16 protein-coding genes are annotated in these 19,350 nt (G+C 69.9%); 5 read left to right on the plus strand and 11 right to left on the minus strand.

All coding sequences use genetic code 11. From position 1 onward, the window contains the following. Window positions 1–52: 52 nt before the first annotated feature. On the plus strand, window positions 53–1,033 hold the full coding sequence (locus QF027_RS04865) for an AraC family transcriptional regulator (protein WP_307082280.1): 981 nt from the start codon (window positions 53–55) through the stop codon (window positions 1,031–1,033). 258 nt (window positions 1,034–1,291) lie between these two features. Here the strand turns inward: QF027_RS04865 and QF027_RS04870 are convergent, their stop codons facing one another. The 6 genes from QF027_RS04870 to QF027_RS04895 all read right to left on the minus strand — a co-directional run bounded on the left by QF027_RS04870 (window position 1,292) and on the right by QF027_RS04895 (window position 7,297). Further along, window positions 1,292–1,681 (minus strand): SseB family protein, encoded by a 390-nt coding sequence (locus QF027_RS04870; protein WP_306985679.1) that lies wholly within the window; start codon window positions 1,679–1,681, stop codon window positions 1,292–1,294. A 109-nt stretch (window positions 1,682–1,790) separates the two neighbouring features. Further along, complete coding sequence (locus QF027_RS04875) at window positions 1,791–3,020, minus strand: acyl-CoA dehydrogenase family protein (RefSeq protein ID WP_307072864.1); 1,230 nt, start codon at window positions 3,018–3,020, stop codon at window positions 1,791–1,793. A gap of 101 nt (window positions 3,021–3,121) precedes the next feature. Beyond that, window positions 3,122–3,664 carry a cysteine hydrolase family protein gene (locus QF027_RS04880; protein WP_307072866.1) on the minus strand — a complete coding sequence of 181 codons (543 nt, stop codon included), beginning with the start codon at window positions 3,662–3,664 and terminating at the stop codon, window positions 3,122–3,124. Next, entirely contained in the window at window positions 3,661–5,130 is a 1,470-nt protein-coding gene (locus tag QF027_RS04885) for a purine-cytosine permease family protein (RefSeq protein WP_306985673.1), read from the minus strand. Before QF027_RS04885 ends, QF027_RS04880 begins: the two co-directional genes overlap by 4 nt. 637 nt (window positions 5,131–5,767) lie before the next feature. Further along, the gene (locus tag QF027_RS04890; protein ID WP_306985671.1) at window positions 5,768–6,766 is read right to left on the minus strand and encodes an aldo/keto reductase family protein; all 999 of its coding nucleotides are present in this window, start codon (window positions 6,764–6,766) and stop codon (window positions 5,768–5,770) included. A gap of 117 nt (window positions 6,767–6,883) precedes the next feature. After that, on the minus strand, window positions 6,884–7,297 hold the full coding sequence (locus QF027_RS04895) for a cytidine deaminase family protein (protein ID WP_307072868.1): 414 nt from the start codon (window positions 7,295–7,297) through the stop codon (window positions 6,884–6,886). 269 nt (window positions 7,298–7,566) lie between these two features. Between QF027_RS04895 and QF027_RS04900 the strand changes: the two genes are divergently transcribed. From QF027_RS04900 to QF027_RS04915, 4 genes are all read left to right on the plus strand, one after another. Beyond that, window positions 7,567–7,917 carry a helix-turn-helix domain-containing protein gene (locus QF027_RS04900; RefSeq protein WP_307072870.1) on the plus strand — a complete coding sequence of 117 codons (351 nt, stop codon included), beginning with the start codon at window positions 7,567–7,569 and terminating at the stop codon, window positions 7,915–7,917. Continuing rightward, on the plus strand, window positions 7,914–9,044 hold the full coding sequence (locus QF027_RS04905; RefSeq protein WP_307072872.1) for a hypothetical protein: 1,131 nt from the start codon (window positions 7,914–7,916) through the stop codon (window positions 9,042–9,044). The genes QF027_RS04900 and QF027_RS04905 overlap by 4 nt, the downstream gene beginning before the upstream one ends. A gap of 51 nt (window positions 9,045–9,095) precedes the next feature. Continuing rightward, window positions 9,096–9,800 carry a class I SAM-dependent methyltransferase gene (locus tag QF027_RS04910; protein ID WP_307072874.1) on the plus strand — a complete coding sequence of 235 codons (705 nt, stop codon included), beginning with the start codon at window positions 9,096–9,098 and terminating at the stop codon, window positions 9,798–9,800. A gap of 445 nt (window positions 9,801–10,245) precedes the next feature. After that, window positions 10,246–12,231 (plus strand): glycoside hydrolase family 97 protein, encoded by a 1,986-nt coding sequence (locus QF027_RS04915; protein ID WP_306985663.1) that lies wholly within the window; start codon window positions 10,246–10,248, stop codon window positions 12,229–12,231. Window positions 12,232–12,421: 190 nt separating this feature from the next. Here the strand turns inward: QF027_RS04915 and QF027_RS04920 are convergent, their stop codons facing one another. The 5 genes from QF027_RS04920 to QF027_RS04940 are packed head-to-tail and all read right to left on the minus strand — an operon-like array spanning window position 12,422 to window position 19,350. After that, window positions 12,422–13,216: an alpha/beta fold hydrolase gene (locus QF027_RS04920; RefSeq protein WP_307072876.1), complete on the minus strand. Its 795-nt coding sequence runs from the start codon at window positions 13,214–13,216 to the stop codon at window positions 12,422–12,424. A gap of 50 nt (window positions 13,217–13,266) precedes the next feature. Further along, complete coding sequence (locus QF027_RS04925) at window positions 13,267–16,182, minus strand: Tat pathway signal sequence domain protein (protein WP_307072878.1); 2,916 nt, start codon at window positions 16,180–16,182, stop codon at window positions 13,267–13,269. Window positions 16,183–16,191: 9 nt separating this feature from the next. Then, entirely contained in the window at window positions 16,192–17,058 is an 867-nt protein-coding gene (locus tag QF027_RS04930; protein ID WP_306985656.1) for a carbohydrate ABC transporter permease, read from the minus strand. After that, the gene (locus QF027_RS04935) at window positions 17,055–18,008 is read right to left on the minus strand and encodes a carbohydrate ABC transporter permease (protein WP_307072880.1); all 954 of its coding nucleotides are present in this window, start codon (window positions 18,006–18,008) and stop codon (window positions 17,055–17,057) included. Before QF027_RS04935 ends, QF027_RS04930 begins: the two co-directional genes overlap by 4 nt. Window positions 18,009–18,021: 13 nt before the next feature. Beyond that, on the minus strand, window positions 18,022–19,350 hold the full coding sequence (locus tag QF027_RS04940; protein ID WP_307072883.1) for an ABC transporter substrate-binding protein: 1,329 nt from the start codon (window positions 19,348–19,350) through the stop codon (window positions 18,022–18,024).

A 19,350-nucleotide genomic window follows, 5' to 3' on the forward strand; every position in this document is an offset into this window, starting at 1 on the left:
GTCATTCTGAAAGGCAGACGCCTAGCGGGGAAGGGGTGACGACGCCTTGGCCGTGGGAGAGGACCGGGCCGCCAAGTTCCACAGCTACACGACGAACTCCCTGGAGGAGGCGCACGACGCGATCGCGGCCCACTACTACGACCTGCGTCTCGAAGTCGTCGGCCAGGCCACGGAGTTCGAGACCAGGCTCAGTGTCGTCGACCTCGGCGCGCTGACTGTGGGCGACGTCCGCTTCGGCACCGAGATGCGGATGAGTTTCGGCGAGCCGGGCGTGTACCACGTCGCCGTGCCCTTCGGCGGCTGCTTCAGCGTCCAGGAGGGGCACGGGGTCACGGGTTTCGCGACCGAGCGGCGGGCGCTGGTCTTCGATCCGGCGCGGGACATCCACGTCGACGCCTGGTCCGCCGACTGCCAGGCACTCACCGTCAAGATCGACAAGGCGGCCGTGCTCAGGCAGCTGGAGGTGCTGCTGGGCCGGTCGGTGCGGCGCCCGCCGCGCTTCGGGCCGTACATGGACGTCTCGCGGGGGCCGGGCCAGAGCTGGATGCGTCTGGCGATGTGGAACCTGCTCGAGCGGAACGTCCCGCTCGGACTGCTGAGCCATCCGATGATCCGCGGCCGTCTCGAACAGACCCTCCTGGAGGGGATGCTGCTGGCCACCGACCACGCCTTCCGCGACGCGTTGGAGGCCCCTCCCCCACCGATGCGTCCGGCGTCGGTGAAGCGGGTCATGGACGCCGTACAGGAGCTGCCCGCCGAGCCGTACGACGCGAACCGGCTCGGGGCCATCGCCCAGGTCAGTCTGCGCACACTGCAGGAAGCTTTCCGCAGCAATGTCGGCATGTCGCCCATGGCATACGTCCATGAGGTGCGGCTCCAGCGTGTGCACCGGCAGCTGCGGGCGGCGGCACCGGGCACGACGACCGTGACGGCAGTGGCTCACGCGTGGGGGTTCGTCCATCTGGGCCGCTTCGCGCGGCGATACCGGGAGCGCTACGGGGAGTCACCCTCGCAGACACTGCGCGCCGCGTGAGCCGCTACGCCCGCCGATCCGCCGCGCTTTGCGGACATGCGCCACGCATTCCGGAGCGACGGCCTGCCGGATCGGGCCTATGGTCGGGTCACGGCGATCGCACAGCGCGCCGGGGATGAGCAGGGTCGGCGCCGCTCATCTCTGTTTCCGCATGCGAGAACCGGGGTGCGGTGGCGGGAGCAGGTTCGCACCCCGTAGTGGGCCCGGCCGCTCCCCCTCCGTCGCATGTGGTGGCCGGGCCTCACTGTGTGATCAGCCCTAGGGCCGAGCCAGCAGTGTGCGCACGCCCTCGGACGTGAGCGTCAGCGGGTGCGTGGAGCTGGCGTCGATCGAGAGCGACAGATCGCCGTCCGGCCACTGCGCTGCGAGCGCGCCCAGCGGCACCAGACGGTAGCGGGACACGAACGGAAGCAGTTCGGCCATCTCCGTCTCCGAGGTGAACACGGGCACCACGGGAGCGCCGTCCTGCTGTTCCAGCACGGGCAGCGCCACGGTGGTGTCCTCGTCCGCGGCGTCGTCGGGCACCGGAATGAGCACGTCACTGGTGGCGAGCGTGTCCAGCGCCGTCGCGTCCTCGGTGTTCTGCGTCAGCGCGTCCAGCGCCCGCTGAGCCGGTGTGACGGTGTTGTCATTGGCGGGTGTGTCCATGGCAGATCCCCTGGTAGCGGCGGTCGTGCGGCCCCGCCCGCAGACATGATCGCCCGGGGCGCGGTGCTGCTCGCGTACCCGAGCGTGCCCAGAGCATGCGTTCGGGACGTCAGGGAATCAGCGCGATGTGCTCCGACGGCAGACCGAGGGCGTCGCATCCGACCCGCCGCAGGAGAGGCTCGTACATGCTGGGTCCCACATGGGTCCAGTACGTGGCCGCGTCCCGGAAGTAGCGCTGCATCCGTTCGCCGTCGCGCGCGTGGCGGGAGCCCGCCGTGCGGAACAGGATGCCCTGGAGGACGTCCCAGGCCATACGCCCCGCGTTCAGGAACGTGAGCGCGAGCCGGTTGTCCTCGACCACGGTGAAGGGTGCCTCACCGCTGACGTTGCGGCGGCAGGTCTCCATCCAGTCCTCGGCGGTCTGCCTGAGAGCCGCCTCGGCCAGGTGGATCACGCCGAGGGCCTCGCCGAGGTGTCGCTGGTAGTCGTGCAGGTCGGCACGAGTGCGGTCGGGCTCCAGGAGCAGGGGGCGGGCGGCGACGATCCGGGCGTACTCGTCGGCGGCGGCGTACGCGGTGCCGATCATGACGGCGGCCAGCTCGCCGTGGAAGAAGCTGGGCGCGCGTCCCGCGTACATCGGGTTGCCGTGCAGCTTGGAGCCGACGCTGCCGCCCTGCACCGGCAGGTCCAGCAGGCTCGTCTCGCGTGTGAAGTGCGCGGGGATACGCGCCTGCTCCATGCGGATGCTGTTGGATCCGGTGCCGCGCAGGCCGAGGGCGCCCCGCCAGTCGTCGAGGACCGTCCACGCCGAGCGCGGGGCGACGAACAGCACGGGTGGGCCAGGTGGGCTGCCCGGGCGCAGGGTCTGGCCGAGGTAGTGCGTGGAGTAGGGGGCGCCCGAGGAGTAGGGCCAGGTGCCGTCGAGGATCACGTGATCGAGGCCGTCGGGGTGGGCGATGCCCACCGGCGCGACGGTGGAGGCGGCCCGGAAGTCGCCATCGGTGCCGAAGAGTTCGTCCTGGGCCTTCTCGTCGAAGACCGTGCAGGCCTGGAGGACATGGGCGGCGGTCAGGGACAGGGCCCAGCCGGTGGAGGGGCAGCCGCGGGCGATCTCGACGACCACACGGTAGAACACGGGCAGGCCGAACTCGTGGCCGCCGTAGCGGCGCGGCTGCAGGATCCGGTAGAAGCCGGCCCTCAGGAAGTCGTCGTGGGTGTCTTCGGGGTAGTGCGTGAGCCGTTCGGTCTCCGCCTGGCGTGCGAGCAGCGCGGGCCTGAGGGCCGCGGCCCGTTCGATGATCTCCCGCTCGGTGAGGCCGGTCTCGGGTGCGGCGGTCACGATGCCTCCTGGCGTGTGGGAGCCGTCCGTTCGTGATGCGCTACGAGCGATTCAACACGGCCGAGCGCTGCCCGGTACCGTCCGGATATCGCCAAGTGACGTCAGGTTCCGATCAGTTGATCCACGGTGACGACCTGGATCAACGGCCCGTACAGCTCCATCACGTCCAGCGCCTTGGCATGGGAGTCGTCGTCGGCCCCGGCGCAGGCGTCGGACACCACCAGGGTCTCGACGCCCGCGTCGGCGGCGGCGAGGGCCGTGGACAGGACGCAGCAGTCGGTGCTGACACCGGCCAGGACCAGGCGGGCCTCGGGGCCGACACGCTCGGCGAGTTCGGGGGTCCACTTGCCGAAGGTGGTGGCGTCCATGATGTGCGGTGCCCGGTCGGCGAACTCGTCGGTGAGCCGCCACAGCGGGGCGTCCGGTGGCTGGAGGGCGAAGGGCCACTGCGCGTAGTAGGCCCGCCAGGCGCCGGTGGGTTCGCCGGGGGCGACGAAGCGGGTGAACGTGACCCGTTCGGCGAAGGCCGGCAGCAGCCGCCGTACGCCTGCCGCCGCCTCGGCGAAACGCGGGGTGGCCCAGGGACTGCCGGGTTCGGCGAAGACGCGCTGCATGTCGATGACGGCGAGCAGCCCGGTCGTCATACGACGCCCTCCTGCGCGCGGACCCGCCCCCGGCCGAAGGCCAGTGTGCCGAGGAAGCCGAGCGCCAGGGCGGCCAGCACCCCGAGGTTGGCGTAGGCCCAGGCGCCGGACTTGCCGCCGAGGCCGAAGGGGTCGAGGAGATAGCCCTGCCAGTCCAGCCAGCTGGCGGCCGAGTTGGTGACCAGACCCCAGCCGAGGGCGGTGGCGAGAACCGTCAGGATCAGCGGGGTGGGCGGCACGTCGCCGTAGCGGCCGCTCGGCCGGTAGAGGTCGGCCTCGTCGTAGTCCCGGCGGCGTAGGGAGAGGTCGGCGAGCATGATGCCGCACCAGGCGGCGATGGGGACGCCGAGGGTGGTGAGGAAGCCCATGAACTGGCCGAGGAAGTCGTCGGCGAAGAACACGATGTAAAGGGAGCCCGCGATCATCAGGACGCCGTCGACGAGTGCCGCCAGCGGGCGCGGGATGCTGAGGCCCGCCGAGAGCAGGGCGAGACCCGAGGAGTAGATGTCGAGGACCGCGCCGCCGACCAGGCCGAGAACCGCGACGACGGCGAAGGGCACCAGGAACCAGGTGGGCAGGATGGTGGTGAGCGCGCCGATCGGGTCGGCGGCGACGGCCTGGTTGAGCGTGGTGGACGAGCCGGCCAGCAGCAGTCCGAAGACCAGCAGGAGCAGCGGGGCCACGGAGGCGCCGAAGGTGGTCCAGCCGACCACGCCCCGGCTCGACGAAGTGCGGGGCAGATAGCGGGAGTAGTCGGCGGCGGCGTTGACCCAGCCGAGACCGAAGCCGGTCATCATGAAGACCAGCGCGCCGATGAACTCCTGGCCGGAGCCCGCCGGGAGGGCGCTGACGGTGCTCCAGTGGATGTGGTCGGCGACCAGCCCGACGTAGACGACGGTCAGTACGCCCGTCACCACGGTGATCACGGTCTGGAGCCGCATGATCAGGTCGAAGCCCATCACCCCACCGACGACGGTGAGCCCCGCGACCACGATCAGGGCGATCACCTGAGTCTCGGTGCCGCCGCCCCAGCCGAGCCGTCCGAAGACGGTCGCGGTGGCCAGGGTGGCGAGGGAGCACAGCACGGTCTCCCAGCCGACGGTGAGCACCCAGGAGACCACCGACGGAAGGCGGTTGCCGCGCACCCCGTAGGCGGCGCGGCCGAGCACCATCGTCGGCGCGGAGCCCCGCTTGCCGGCAACCGCGACGAAGCCGCACAGCAGGAACGAGAAGACGATCCCGATCACGCCGGCCACCAGCGCCTGCCAGAAGGAGATCCCGAAGCCCAGCGCGAACGAGCCGTAACTCAGGCCGAGAATGGACACGTTGGCGCCGAACCACGGCCAGAACAGCGTCCGCGGGGTGCCCTTGCGTTCGGCGTCGCCGATCACGTCCAGCCCGTGGGTCTCCACCTGGAGCTGCCGGGCGGTGGATCTGCTGTCGGGGGATCCCGAGGAGTCTGTCATCGTCAACCTGCCTGTTCAGACGTGTTGGGGCGACGGTAGGCAGGTGGCGCGGGGGCGTCAATCACGCAACGCCTGCCAGACCCGCCCTGTGACTTGCGAGGATCACAGCCGTCCCGAGCTCCCCTGTACTGGATGGCGAGCCGACGAGGAGTCGGAAACGGCTGAGCCCGCTGCGGTACGGCCGGGCGAAGGACGGGGGTGTCCGCGGTGCGAGCTTCGAGGTTTGTCTCCACAGTGGCCCTGTCCGTGTGTGGGACCACCCTGGCGGGCGGTTGCGCGGAGGGCGGCGACGGGAGTGGCCCGGGGCCCGTACCGCGGTCCGTCCCCGCCCAGGACGATCTGCTGAGGAGAGCGGAATCCGCGCTTGTACGACGGTGCCTGACGGAGCGCCGGATGCCGGCGCGGTCCGTCGGCGACGATGGGTCGGCGCAGGGAGTCGCACCGCAGCGGGAGTTCCCGTACGGGATAGCGACCAGGGGAGCTTCTGCGCCTACACCGACGCCAACTACGGTGGGCTGTCGGTGGGTTGGACCGGCGACGACGGCTTGCCGACGGCTGGGACGGGGGCGAGCAAGGTGCCGGTTTACCGGCGTTTCCCTGGGCCTTCCGCCGGACCCGCCTGGCCGACCGTACGAGTTCAGCGGTGCTTGATGCCCGGCTCGGCGCCGGGGGCGAGGGTGGGTTCGGTGACGGGGACGTCACCGAGGGCCTCGTCGACGGCGGTCAGCAGGTCGTCGGACAGTTCCACGCCGGAGGCGGCGGCGTTGGCGTGGACCTGGTCGGGGCGGGAGGCACCGGTGATCGCGGAGGCGACCTCGCCGCGGCGCAGGACCCACGCGAGCGCCAGGGTGGCCATGCTCATCCCCGCCTCCTCCGCGATCGGGACGAGGCGCTGGACCGCTTCGAGGATGGCGTCGCTGTAGACGAGGTCCTGGGAGACAGCCATGTCCGCGGAGGCGAACCGGCTTCCTTCGGGGACGGGCTGCCCGGGCTTGTACTTGCCGGTCAGGACGCCCTGGGCGAGGGGGGACCAGACGATCTGGGAGATGCCGTTGGCGGCGCACAGGCCGAACACCTCGGCCTCGGGGGCCTGCCAGAGCATGGAGTACTGCGGCTGGGAGGAGACGAACAGATCGGGTCCGGCGAGGTCGATCGCGGCCCGGATCTGTTCGGGGGTCCACTCGCTGAAGCCGATGTAGCGGGCCTTGCCCTGCTCGACGACCTTCTGGAACGCCTCGACGGTGTCCTCGATCGGCACGCCGGAGTCGAAGCGGTGCGCCTGGTACAGGTCGACATGGTCGGTCCTGAGGCGGGTGAGGGAAGCGTCGATCTGCCGGGCGATGTGGGCGGGTGACAGTCCACGGTCGGCCGGCTCGTCCGACATCGGGAAATAGACCTTGGTGGCCAGGATGTAGGAGTCACGGGGGTGGGCGGACAGGATCTCTCCCCAGGCCGTCTCGGCGGCTCCCCGCCCGTAGGCGTTGGCGGTGTCGAAGAAGTTGATGCCCGCGTCGAAGGCCGCCTCGGTGCAGGCCCGGGTCGCGTCCGCCTCGACGCCGCCGGAATAGGTGAGCCACGACCCGAGCGAGATCTCCGAGACGTTCAGGTCCGAGCTGCCGAGTGTGCGGTACCGCATGGTTGTCGCTCCTTGTGTCGGGTGGGCCGCCGGCTGCGGGGCAGGCTTACGAGGCTGCTGTCCACTGCGCTGATGACCATGCCACGCTCTCGTCGACACCGTCGTCAGCGTTCGGTGTCACTCGGCGTCGAGCTGGTGGTCGGCCCAGACGTAGCTCTCGGGCAGCAGGTCGGTGATGCGCACGGTCCGGGTGCGGGCCTCTTCGCCGACGATGACCTCGAGGTCGGGGAAGTAGTCGAGGAGGACCTGTCGGCACCGGCCGCACGGCGGAACGACCCCTCGGTCGCGGTCCCCCACGGCGACGATCGTCTTCAGTTCGTAGGCGCCCTGGGCGGCCGCCGCGCCGATGAGGACCAGTTCGGCGCAGGGGCCTCCCGTGAAGTGGTAGGCGTTCACGGCGGTGATGATCCGCCCGTCCCGGGCACGGGCCGCGGCTGCCATGGTGTGGTTGTCGCCTCGGCAACGTGTGCGAGCGACGTGCGCTGCCGCCTGGACGAGTTCGTGATCGACGGGGTGGGTCTGCGTGGTCAACTTCTCTGCCTTGGTCGTTGGTTCGGGCGACGTCGACAGTATCGGCGGTGGGTCGGCTCCGGGAGTCACCCGGGCTCGAAAAGGATCAATGGGATCGTCCTGACCACCTTCGAGGCGGCCGAGTTCGGCATCGAGGCACTCCGTGCGGGCGCGAGCGGCTTCCTCGGCAAAGGGGTGGAACCGGCCCAACCGCCCGACGCCATCCGTCTCGCCGAGTCGGACGAAACCCCGCTGCCCCCACGGCCACCAAGAGCCTCATCGCCCGCATCATGGCCCAGCCCCCCGCGGACGACCTCGCCGCCCCCGGCCGCCCGGCCACGCTGACACCCCGGGAACGCGAAGCGGTGTCCCTGGTGTCCACCGGCCTGTCCCACGACGACAGCGCCGAACGCCTCTTCGTCACCCCCGTCACCGTCAAGACCGCCGTCAACCGGGCCATGCCGAACTCGGCACCCGCGACCGCGCCCAACTCGTCGTCATCGCCTACGAGACCGGCCTGGTCCGCGCCGGAGAGCGGCAGGGGTGATCGCCCCGCCCGTTCGCACACGTTCACCACGCCCTACTCTTCCTCTGTTCGAGACACCCACGGACACAGGGGCAAGGCGGGGGAAGCAACATGACATACCGGCGCGCGGTCATACCAGCCCTGGTCGGAGGCCTGCTGATCACGCTGTTGCTGTGGTGGGCGGGGGCGAGCGCGCAGGCACTGCAACTGCGCGGCAGCACCAGCGTGTTCGACGTGGACTCCGTGAACGAACTCCGGCGATGGCTCATGCCCTGGTCGTACGACTCCTCGGTGGCCCTGCCGTCCGACGGATCCGTGGACGCGGGCACGGGCGGAGACACCGGTTACGCCGGTCTGTACAGCACCGGGATGCAGATCAGATTCGTGGCCGTCTTCGCCTTCTTCCTGGCCGGTACGTTGCTCCTGCTCCGCAGGATCCCGCCGGCGCGGGGCCGTACACCGGCCACGCTGCTCGCGCTGTGGGCCTGGGGGCCGGTGTCCGCGACCCTGGCGGTCACGGTCTCCGCGCCCTGGCTGATCGCGTCCCGGGGGCACGGCAGCTACCGGGTCCTGCCGCAGCTGGCGGGGGTGATCGCCTCGAGCGGACCGGTCCCGGTGTTCGCGGGACTGCTGACCGCCCTGCTCACGGTTCTCGTGGCCCGCGTCTCCGCCAAGGGTGCGGAACCACTGCCCCGGCGCGATGTGCCGACACGCGCTGCCCGACTGGCGGCGAGCGTCGGAACCGCGGTGGTCGCACTGTCCCTGGTGGTCCTGTCGTACCAGTCGGTGGCGGCCTGGATACAGACCTCGTTCAGCGGCGCGGGCCTGCTGTCCGAGCCCGGTGACCTGCTGCGCCAGTGGCTGCTGCTCGGCGCCTGGACGGGTCCGGCGACCACGTCCCTCGGACACTGGCTGCTGTACCGGGCCGCCGACGTGCTCCTGCTGGCCGTGGTGTGGTGGTCACTGCGTCTGCTGCCCGGCCTGCTCACCCGGACCACCGTGCCGGCGATGGCGGTGGGCGCGGTCTGCGCGACCGTGCTGGGACTGCTCGCGAGCCAGGTCCTGCACATGGCGGTCGACGACACCGCCGCCGTGTGGGGCCCCGTGCATGTGTTCTCCACTCTCGGCACAGGCGTCCCCGCCGCCCTCACCTTCGGCGTCACGGCAGGGCCGGCAGCCCTCGCGACTCTGCGGCTGGCCGGGGATCGTGACCCCCTGCCGTCATCTGTTGTCCCTGCTTGAGGCGCGGCCCGCGGGGGTCGGCATGATGTGAATCCCTGACAGCATGCGGTGATGCGCATCAACACCTCCTACGAGGGGGCCCTCGGCGACTACTTCGCCGACAACGCGACCGACGGCCCCTACAACGCCCACACCGACCGGCCCGCCATGTTCGCCCTGGCCGGTGACGTCACCGGGCAGCGCGTCCTGGACATCGGCTGCGGCGCCGGACACTACATAACGGAACTGCGGGCACGCGGCGCGGCCGAGGTGGTCGGCGTCGAGGGCAGCGCGACGCTGCTGGGCCATGCCCGCGACCGCATCGGCGACGACGACGCCGTCACGCTGCACCACCACGACCTGGAGGAACCGCTCGACTTCCTGCCGGCCGACTCGTTCGACCTGGTGGTCGTGGCCCTGGTGCACCATCACCTGGAGGCCCGTCGGCAACTGCTGGCCGAACTGCACCGCGTGCTGCGTCCCGGCGGGACCCTGCTGGTCTCGACGGTCCACCCGACCGCCGACTGGGTCTGGCACGGCGGCTCCTACTTCGACGAGGGCCGTGTCGAGACGCGTTTCGGGGACAGCGGCACCACCAACTCGCACCGCCGTATGACCATGCAGACCTTTCTGGGCGAACTCCTCGACGCCGGCTTCGTGTTGGAGCGATTCGTGGAGCCACGGGCCACGGAGGCCGCCCGCCAGGTCGACGAGGTCCGCTACCTCAAGACTCTTCAAACGCCGTTCTTCGTCGCCGTCCGCATGCGGAAGAACTAGGGCGCCGGCAGGCGATGTTCGCCCCGTCGCAACGCCCGGCACGCTTCCGCCGGGGATGCCCCACTCGCCGCCCGGGAATCGTTCAGACGTTGCCTGCCCGGCCAGTGGGCAAGCCGGGCAGGTCGTGATCGCAGACTCCGCGTCCGTGAGCGGTCCGTGGGCCGGGTCAGCCTGACCGGTGACCGGCGGCCGGTGACCCGGCGTCATAGAGCCGCGCCTTCAATGTCGGGTCGGGCGCGCCGGCATGTTCCTGACCCTGCTCGGCGGCGCCCGCATCCTCCGGCACGCCATCACGGCGGGGGCGGCGCATCGACGCCGACGCGCCCCCGAGGCCCAGGCGGATCCACGGCGCCTGGGCCTCCCGCAGGTCTTGACCCGGCTCCCTCGGCCACGTACAACGTTCTCCAGTAGAAAACGTTTACTCGACGGAGAGGCCGCGCCCACCATGAGAACCACACAGGACCGGGAAGAGCCCGCGCGGAACAGAGCCGGCAGCCCGGGGGCGCTGTCGCGTCGGGGTGTCCTCAAGGGCACGGCCGTCACCGTCGGTCTGGCCGCGGCGGGGGGCGGCCTCGCGCAGCCGGTCTACGCGGCCGAAGGAGCGGCTGTCTCAGGGCAGTCGGACTGCGCGACCGCCCGCATGGGCGGCAACGCCATCACGATGTCGGTGGTGGACGGAGCGCTGCGGTGGTCCGTCCACCACCACGGCAGGACGGTCGTCGACACGTCCGTCCTGGGCCTCGAACTGAGCGACGGGACCGTCCTCGGCGGCGACGTGACGGTGACCCGCAACCAGCACGGGACCGCCCGCACCACCTGGAACCCGGTGTACGGGCGCAACGCCACCGTCACCGACCACTATCAGGAGCAGCGGTGGAATTTGCGGGACACCGCCACAGGGGCCCGCTTCGGCGTCCAGATCCGTGCCTACAGGACCGGTGTCGCGCTGCGCTACCTCCTGCTCGACGAAGGCACCGCCACCATCGCGAGCGAACTGACCACGTTCGCCTTCCCCGACGGCACCACCGTCTACAGCGCCCGCGACGAGGACGCCTACCTCCCGGTGGCACCGGGCTCCATCCCGGTCACCGGCACCTCCACCACGGACAACGGCCCCCTCACCGACCTGCCGCTCACCGCCACCCTCTCGGACGGGCTCATCGCCTGCGTCTGCGAGTCGGCGCGGCTCGACTTCCCGCGCCTGATGCTCAGTTCGACCGACGGGCAGCCCGGCACCCTGTCCGCCTACCTGATGGAACACACCGCCCGCGGCACCGGCCCGGTCGAGCCGACCAGCACGGTCACGACCCCCTTCGCCACGCCGTGGCGCGCGGTAGTAATCGGTTCCACCCATGCCGAACTGGTCGACAACGCCGAGCTGATCCTCAATCTGGCCCCGCCCGGCGCCCTGGCCGACACCTCGTGGATCAAGCCGGGCAAGGTCTTCCGCTGCGAGCTCAGCACCGCCGCGGGCCTGGCAGGTGTCGACTTCGCCGTGGCCCGGGGCCTGGAGTACGTCGAGTACGACGCAGGCTGGTACGGCCCCGAGTTCACGACCACCGACGCGACCAAACCGATAACGGCCATCGACCTCCCGTCCGTCATCTCGTACGCCACGGGCAAGGGCATCGGTGTCTTCCTCTACGTCAACCGGCTCGCACTGACCGACGCGGGCTCTCTCTTCGCCCTCTACAAGGGGTGGGGCGTCGCGGGCATCAAGCTCGGCTTCATCAACGACGGCACGCGGACGATGACCGACCAGATCACCGACTGGGCGAAGACGGCGGCCAGGTACCAGTTGCTGATCGACATGCACGACGACGTCCGGCCGTTCGGCTACGAACGCACCTATCCCAACTGGATCAGCCTGGAAGGCGTCCGGGGCAACGAGCAGTTCCCGACCGCCACGCACAACGTGACGCTGCCCTTCGCCCGCAACATCGGCGGCCCGATGGACTACACCATCTGCTACGGCCAGTCACGGGACAAGACGACCAACACCCACCAGATGGCCATGGCCGCGGTGTACTACCAACCCCTCAACTTCCTCTTCTGGTACGACAAGCCGTCCAAGTACGCCAACCCGGCGAACTGGCCGGGACTGCCCTGGTTCAACGCCGTCCCCACGACCTGGGACGAGAGCCGGACCCTGGCCGGTTCGATCGGCGAGTACGTGGCGGTGGCCCGTCGGAGCGGCGACACCTGGTACCTCGGGGCCATGACCAACGAGACCTCCCGGGCCCTGTCGATCCCGCTGTCGTTCCTGGGCGACGGCACCTACACGGCAACCGTGTACGCCGACGGCACCCCCGGGGCCGCCCCGTACCAGACCCCGGTCGTGGTCAGCACCCGGTCCGTCACCGCGCAGAGCACACTGAGCGTGGCCATGGCTCCGGCGGGCGGCCAGGCGGTCGTCCTGAAGCCCAGCTGACCCTGCACCGGAGGCGGCCGCGCCGTCCACCGAACCCGTGGGTACCGGAAGTCGCCCCGGTGGACGGCACGCGGACCTTCTTCCTGCACACCACGGTCCGGGACGGCCGGATCACCCGCTACCACCTCTACGAGGACACCTGCGCGGTCGCCAGGGCCCACTTCGGCGACTGACCGTCGGTGCGGGTCTCTCAGCCGTCGGCCGCCCGGTCCGCCCGGTCCGCCCAGTCACGGAGCAGCCGGATCGTGCGGTCGACGTGCTCCTCGTGCAGATAGTGCCCGGAGTCCGGCCAGTGCTCCACGCGGGAGCCGGGCACCTGCAGTGTGCCGCGTTCCCATGCGGCCGCTTCCTCCGACGTCCACACGGTGAGCGCCGGCTGGGTGCGCAGCCGGAGGTGGGCCTCGCTGTGCGGGCGGATGCCGACCGCGCCGGGGTCGGTGTACATGCCGGCGTACGCCTGGGCGATGACATGGTCGGGTGCGCCCAGCATGGTGCGGACGTGGGCCGTGCGCAGGCCCCGCGGTGCCTCCGGGCCGAACGCCCCGGCCACGAACTCGGCGGCCGCGCGGGCCCCTCGTTCCCGGTATGCGGCGAGCCGGGCCGGGATCCCGTCCACCTCGGCGCCGTGCGCGCCATGTGCGGGATCGAGGGCGATCACCGACCGGACGAGGGCGGGATGCCGTACGGCCAGCAGGTTGGCCACCTGTCCGCCCATGGAGTGCCCGACGGCGACCACCGGACCGGTGCCCAGGGATTCGACGAGCCCCGCGAGATCGTCGGCCATGGCCACCGGAGTGTTGTCGTCCGCCGGCACCGGTGAGCGGCCGTGCCCCCGCAGATCCGGTACGACGAGACGGAACCGGTCCGCCAGCGTCTCCGCGTGCGGGGACCACTCCCTGCCGTCACCGCCCCAGCCGTGCACCAGCAGCAGGGCCGGCGCTCCGGCCGGACCGAGGTCGGTGTGGAACAGACGGAGTCCGCCCATCAGGCGCTTCCCTCCCGGTAGGTCGCACATGGGTCCGCCCCGGGGCGTGGTCAGCCCCGGTGCAGGACAAGTGTGCTGAGCGGCCCGAGCCTGGGCCGGTGTCCCGCGCCGACGGTCTTCCCGGTGACCAGGTCCCGTGCGGGGCCGAAGGCGGGGCGTGCGGGCAGGGTGACCGTCTTGTCGGTACTGGTGTTCATGGCGATCAGGTAGTCGCCGTACTCGCACAGATAGAAGGGAGCGCGGCCGACGAGCATGGTCTCGACCCCGTCGAAGTGGACGCCGAGGGTGGGGTCGGGGACGTCGTCGGGGACGGGGGCGAGGTGGTAGACGTCGCCTTCGAGGGCCTGGTGGAGGGTGTCGCCGGGAGGCGGGAAGCCGCCGGGCGGGATGTGGGAGGCGCCGGGGTCGTTGATGGCGTAGTCCCACAGGACCCAGTCGCGGGCGGTGAAGGTCTGGTCGGTGGTGCCCGCGGAGCGCTCCCGGACGGTCGCCGAACGCTGGTCGACGGGGGTGACGTGGTGGATACGGGCGTAGTTGTTCACGCCCTGGCGGGAGCGGAAATAGAGGGAGGCGAAGAGGAGTTCCTCCCCGTTCTTGACCGCGACGCAACCGTTCTCCTCGTCGGTGAGGACGAAGTCGGGCCGGCCCCAGGCGGTGGGGATCCGGCCGGGCCGGGCGGGCAGGGACTGAAACTCGGGAAGGTCGCGGGAGAGGAACCGCAGGGCGTTGAGGCCGACACGGGTCCAGGGGTGGGTGGCCTGAAGGTGGAGCTGCGGGTGGAGTTGGCCGTCGGCGACCATCTCCTGCGTCCAGCCGACGATGTCGGGGTCCTTGAACACGGCCGCCGACATCACGGGGTTGGAGTCCCAGGCGGTGCGCGAGGCGTAGGCGGTCTCGCCCGGATAGACCTCGTTGCGCCAGCCGATGACGGTCTCGATACGGGAGATCCGGCAGTGGTCCTTGTCGACGTCGATGACACGGAAACTGCCCCGTGCCTTGGTCATCCTGACCATCTGCTCGCGCAGTTCGGGCGCCTCCTGGCCCTGGTGTCCGCGCGTGACCGACTCGTACATCATGACCAGCCAGTCGATGACCTCGCCGTAGCTGCCGACGTAACCGAGTTCGCGGGTCAGACCCGCCTTCGTCACCTGGTAGTAGCTGTCGCCGAGCGGCTTGGTCGGGTTGCCGTCGGCGTCCTCCGGGCCGAGGTAGGGGACCATGCCGATGGACTGGTACAGGTAGTCGCGGGCCCTGTCCTCGGGCAGGGCCAGGTCCGGGGCGAGGAGCTTCAGACCGCGGTTGGTCTGGTAGAGGCCGATCGCGCAGATCTGCGCCTGGTTGCTGTAGTGCGGGAAGTGCTGCCGCCAGTAGTCCCGGCTCGACCTGAGCATGTCGACGTAGGCGTCCTTGCGCACCGGCGGCACGGGGGTGGTCGTGTCGGCGGGGGCGACGAGGGTGACGTCGTCGAACCAGGCGGTGCCGGGACCCGACAGGCGCAGATGCATCTCCATCCGGGTCGCGCCGACCGGGGTGTCGAAGACGAACCTGACGTACTCCCAGTCGTGGGTGCCCTTGCTCGCGTACACCTTGTGGTCGCTGCCGACCAGCTTGCCGTTCGCGTCGTAGAACAGCGGGTCGATGTGGGCACCGGGACCGGTGACACCGTCGGTCCTGATCCAGGCGCCGTAGGTGTAGGTGCCGGAGCCGATTTTCACCCTGGCACCGGAGTTGACGTAGCTGTAGCCGTTCGTGGTGCCGACCTGGAGCTTGAGCGAGGCCGTACCGGAGCGGGAGACGGTGGTGTCACGGGCCCAGGTGCCGCCACCGGCGGCGGCCCAGCCGGGCATCTGCCAGGCGGTGGGCGTGCCGGCGCCGTTCTCGAAGCCGGGGTTGGTGATCGTGTACGGCGATCCGGTGACCTGTGCGTCGAGCCGGTCCCCCAGGTGCTCCCACAGCAGGGCCAGCACCAGGCCGACCCGGCCGAAGCCCTGCCACTGCTGGTCGGAGCCGGTCATGACGGTGGCGTCTGACTTCCAGGCCAGGTAGCGGCCGTCGATGGCCTGGAGGACGCGGTCCAGGGCGGCCGGGTTCTGGTGCGCCGGACTGCCGGACCACAGGTAGCCCTCGGCCAGCGACTGCATCGCCCAGCCGTCCAGGGTGGCCGGGTCGGCGGTGGTGAGGAGATCCCGCTGGTCCTTCTGCACCCGCGCTCTGATAGCGTCCAGGACCTCTTCACCGCCGGTGCGGGTCTTCGGGTCGGGCGCGGTGCCCTGGACCTCGCCCTTGGGCGGCACGAAGCAGGGGTCGGTGTGGGTGTAGACGCGGTAGATGCCGCGCGAGGGCGTGGTCATGGTGCGGTAGAGCTGCGAGGCGTCCTGGCCGTAGGACCAGATGCGGCCCATCGCGCGGATCTCCAGCGTCACCTTGTCCTTGCCGGCGGTCATCCTCTCCGGCAGCGGCAGCGTGTGGAAGAAGAAGCGGCCCGGGGTGCGCGGCGCGGTGTCGAGGATGTCGAGGCTGTCGACGGCGCCCTGGTCCTCGTAGCCGACCTGCTTGCCCTCGCAGAAGAGCTGGAGGCGCCACATGTTCGTACCGGAGGCCGCCTCGTCGGAGGTGTCGTCGTGGTCGTCTCCCCACAGCCGCACCGTGACGTAGGTGGTGCCGGTCGGGCGGACGGCGACGTCGAACGTGAGCGTGCCACCCCAATAGGACGCCGGGGCCGTGGGGTTGAGTACCCGTGCCGGCTGGCCGAGACCGCCGGCGACCGTGTCGGAGAGGGTCGCGGTGAGGCTGTGCGCGGTTTCGGAGTCCGCGTCGCCGAGGACGACGACGTCCAGGGGAGCGGGCTCGCGTGTCCCGGGCGGCGCGGCCGCCGCGGGGGCCGACGGCAGTCCGAGCACGGCGACGGCGGCACCCGCCGTACCGGCGTACTTCAACACCTCACGACGTCCTGGTGAGTTGGGCATGGCGTTCCTTTACTTGAGGCTGCCCATGAGGATTCCGCTGCGCCAGTACTTCTGGAGCGCGAACATGAACACGGCGAGCGGGATGATCGACAGCAGGGATCCGGTGAGGACGAGGGTGTTCATGTCGCGGGAGGTCTGCGCCTGCTGCACCCAGGAGAAGAGGCCCAGGGTCACGGGGAAGGAACGCTCGCCGTTGAGCATGAAGAGGGGGAGGAAGAAGTTGTTCCAGATGTTGACGAAGTCGAGCATGAAGATGGTGATGCCGCCGGTGCGCATCAGTCTGAGCGCGATCGACGCGAAGATGCGCAGTTCGTTCGCGCCGTCGATGCGGGCCGCCTCCATCAGCTCCGTGGGCACCGAGCTGTCGGCGTAGACCTTGCCGAGGTACACGCCGAAGGGGTTGATGAAGTACGGGATCAGCACCGCCCAGACGGTGTTGGTCAGGCCGATCTCCGCGAAGACGAGATAGAGCGGGAACGCCAGCAGGGTGCTGGGCAGCAGTGAGGCACCGACGATCATCCCGAACAGGGCACCGCGGCCCCGGAAGCCGAACTTCGACAGGCCGTATCCGGCGGCGAGCGAGATCAGGGTGGAGCCCGCGGCACCGACCGTGGAGTAGAGGACGGAGTTCAGGATCCAGCGGCCGAAGACCCCGTCGTGGTAGTCCCAGACGGCCTGGAAGTTGTCCGCGAGATGGTTGGAGGAGAACCACAGGCCGAAGGTCGAGTACAGGTCGGTCTGGTCCTTGGTGGACGACACCAGCAGGAACCAGGTGGGGGCCAGGGAGTAGAGCAGGAAGACGATCAGGAGGCCGGTGGTGAGGGCCACCGCGCGGCGGGTGGGGCGCGCACCGCCCCCGGTGGCGATGCTGCTCATGACATCTTCCTGTTCGTGACGCGGTAGAAGACGAAGGCGAGGACGCCGGTGACCGCCGCGAGGACGAGCGACTCGGCCGCCGCGTACTGGTAGTCGCCGGTCTTGAACGCCCGGTCGAAGATCTCCAGCATCGGGGTGAAGTCGGTGCTGATGGACTCCGGCGCCACATAGCGCAGGAACAGCGGCTCGGTGAACAGCTGGAGCCTCCCGATCAGGGAGAACATGCCGGTCAGCACCAGGATCCCGGTGATGTTGGGGATCTTGACCGACCAGGCGATCCGCCACTCCTTCGCGCCGTCGAGACGGGCGGCCTCGTACAGTTCGCGCGGCAGCGCCTGGAGCGAGGCGGAGATCAGGATCATGTTGAAGCCGATGCCCTGCCAGGTGAGCAGATTGCCCAGCGACACATACGTGTTGAGGCCGCCGAAGAAGTCGAAGTGCAGGCCTGCGCTGTCGGCCATGTCGAGGATGGGGCTGGCGGTCGGGCTGTAGAGGAACAGCCAGATCAGCGTCGAGACGACACCCGGGATGACGTACGGGATGAGCAGACCGGCACGGAAGAAGCGGACCGCTCGGGCGGCGATGCCGTCGAGGAGCAGGGCCAGCAGCAGGGAGATGCCCAGCATGACCGTGATCTGCGCGCCGCCGAACAGCAGGGTGCGCAGCACACCGGCCCAGAAGGTGCCGTCGGAGAGGATCGACGCGAAGCTCGAGAAGCCGGTGTAGACGATCTTCGTGGGACCGAAGCCGATGCCGCTGCTCTTCTTCTCGTGCAGGCTCTGGCTGAAGGCGTAGGCGATCGGCAGGACGTAGGTGAGGACGAAGCCGAGGAGGAAGGGGAGCAGGAACAGCAGGCCCTTGTAGGCTCCCCGGCTCCCGGTCCGGCGGGGGGAGGTCCGTCGGACCGGGGAGTCGGCGGCGACCTTCGGCGGTCGTGTGAGGGTGGACAAGGCAGTCTCCCGATCAGCCGGCGGCGTCGGCCTTGACGCCCTTGTTCTTCAGGTCGGCGAGCACCCAGTCCTGAAGACCCGTCAGCATCGCCTTGACGGTGAGCTGCTTCTTCATGACCTTGCCCCACTGTTTCTGCATCTCGGAGTACATGGCCGCGTAGTCCGGCCCGTACTGCCACTGCTCCCCCACTCGGGACGCGGCCGTCGTGATCACCTGTGCGCTGTCCGACTTCCCGTTGAACATCTCCTTCGGGATGATCTTGTCGACGTACGGCGAGACGTTCTTGACCGCCGGGAAGAGCCCGGACTTGGACGCGGGGTCGGTGAGCGCGGTCAGCGACTGCTTGCTGCTGGACAGCCAGGCCGCGAACTGGGCGGCACGGTCCGGGTACTTGCAGCCCTTGAGCACGGCGGTGACGTCGAAGTTGCTGGACGTCTGCGGCTTGGCGGAGTCGAAGACCGGCGCGTCGGCGAGCTGCCACTTGCCCTTGGACTTGGGGAAGTTGGTGTCATAGATCGGCAACTGCCAGGTGGACGTGGTCATCAGGATGGTCCTGCCGAGGTCCCAGGTCCTGAAGACGCCGGGGTCCGCGTAGGAGGCGTTGGAGGCGAGGTCGTTGTCGACCAACTGCTGGACGACGTCGGCCGCCTTGAGCGCCTCGGGCGAGGTGAAGCCGATCTCCCAGTGGTCACCGGCGATCCGGTACCACTGCGCGCCGGCCTGCCAGGACAGGTCGACGAGGGTGCTGGGGTCCTCGCCCGCCATGTTGAAGATCTTGACGTCCTTGTCCTTCTTCTGCACGGCCTTGCCCGCGGCGATGACGTCGTCCCAGGTCTTCGGGGCCTGGACGCCGTACTTCGCGAAGAGATCCGCCCGGTAGGCGGTGAACAGCGGGGAGGAACCGGTGGGGATGCCGTAGGTGGCACCGCCCGGACTCACGGCGTTCCAAGCGGGCGTGGTGTAGCGGGATTTGTACGGGGCGGCCGGCTTGGTGATGTCGGTGAGCAGTCCGTCGGCGGCGAAGTTCGCCAGGTTCATCCCGTCCATCTTCGACAGACACGGCGCGTTCCCCGAGGTGATCGCGGCGCGCAGCTTCTGGTAGACGGTGTCGCCGGCCGCGTTGACGTACTTCACCTGCGTCTCGGGGTGTTCCTTGTTCCAGACCGCGACCTGCTGCTGGATCCCCTCGGTCCAGCTCCAGAGCTCCAACCGCACATCGCCCTGGGTGGTCTTGGCCGTCGAGTCGGTGTCGTCCCCGCCTCCGCAGGCGGACAGAACGAGGGACAGCGAGAGCGCGACGGCCGCACCGGCCACGGCTCTCGTACGCATGGTGGTGCTCAT

The sequence above is a fragment of the Streptomyces canus genome, from assembly GCF_030816965.1.
GTDB classification, from domain to species: Bacteria; Actinomycetota; Actinomycetes; order Streptomycetales; family Streptomycetaceae; genus Streptomyces; species Streptomyces canus_E.

What these genes read in the sequence shown, in the direction of transcription:
- QF027_RS04885 (WP_306985673.1), bottom strand. Translation starts at nt 5,130, where the DNA reads ATGACAGACTCCTCGGGATCCCCCGACAGCAGATCCACCGCCCGGCAG.
- QF027_RS04925 (WP_307072878.1), bottom strand. Translation starts at nt 16,182, where the DNA reads ATGCCCAACTCACCAGGACGTCGTGAGGTGTTGAAGTACGCCGGTACG.
- QF027_RS04910 (WP_307072874.1), top strand. Translation starts at nt 9,096, where the DNA reads ATGCGCATCAACACCTCCTACGAGGGGGCCCTCGGCGACTACTTCGCC.
- QF027_RS04915 (WP_306985663.1), top strand. Translation starts at nt 10,246, where the DNA reads ATGAGAACCACACAGGACCGGGAAGAGCCCGCGCGGAACAGAGCCGGC.
- QF027_RS04920 (WP_307072876.1), bottom strand. Translation starts at nt 13,216, where the DNA reads ATGGGCGGACTCCGTCTGTTCCACACCGACCTCGGTCCGGCCGGAGCG.
- QF027_RS04940 (WP_307072883.1), bottom strand. Translation starts at nt 19,350, where the DNA reads ATGAGCACCACCATGCGTACGAGAGCCGTGGCCGGTGCGGCCGTCGCG.
- QF027_RS04930 (WP_306985656.1), bottom strand. Translation starts at nt 17,058, where the DNA reads ATGAGCAGCATCGCCACCGGGGGCGGTGCGCGCCCCACCCGCCGCGCG.
- QF027_RS04880 (WP_307072866.1), bottom strand. Translation starts at nt 3,664, where the DNA reads ATGACGACCGGGCTGCTCGCCGTCATCGACATGCAGCGCGTCTTCGCC.
- QF027_RS04905 (WP_307072872.1), top strand. Translation starts at nt 7,914, where the DNA reads ATGACATACCGGCGCGCGGTCATACCAGCCCTGGTCGGAGGCCTGCTG.
- QF027_RS04870 (WP_306985679.1), bottom strand. Translation starts at nt 1,681, where the DNA reads ATGGACACACCCGCCAATGACAACACCGTCACACCGGCTCAGCGGGCG.
- QF027_RS04890 (WP_306985671.1), bottom strand. Translation starts at nt 6,766, where the DNA reads ATGCGGTACCGCACACTCGGCAGCTCGGACCTGAACGTCTCGGAGATC.
- QF027_RS04900 (WP_307072870.1), top strand. Translation starts at nt 7,567, where the DNA reads ATGGCCCAGCCCCCCGCGGACGACCTCGCCGCCCCCGGCCGCCCGGCC.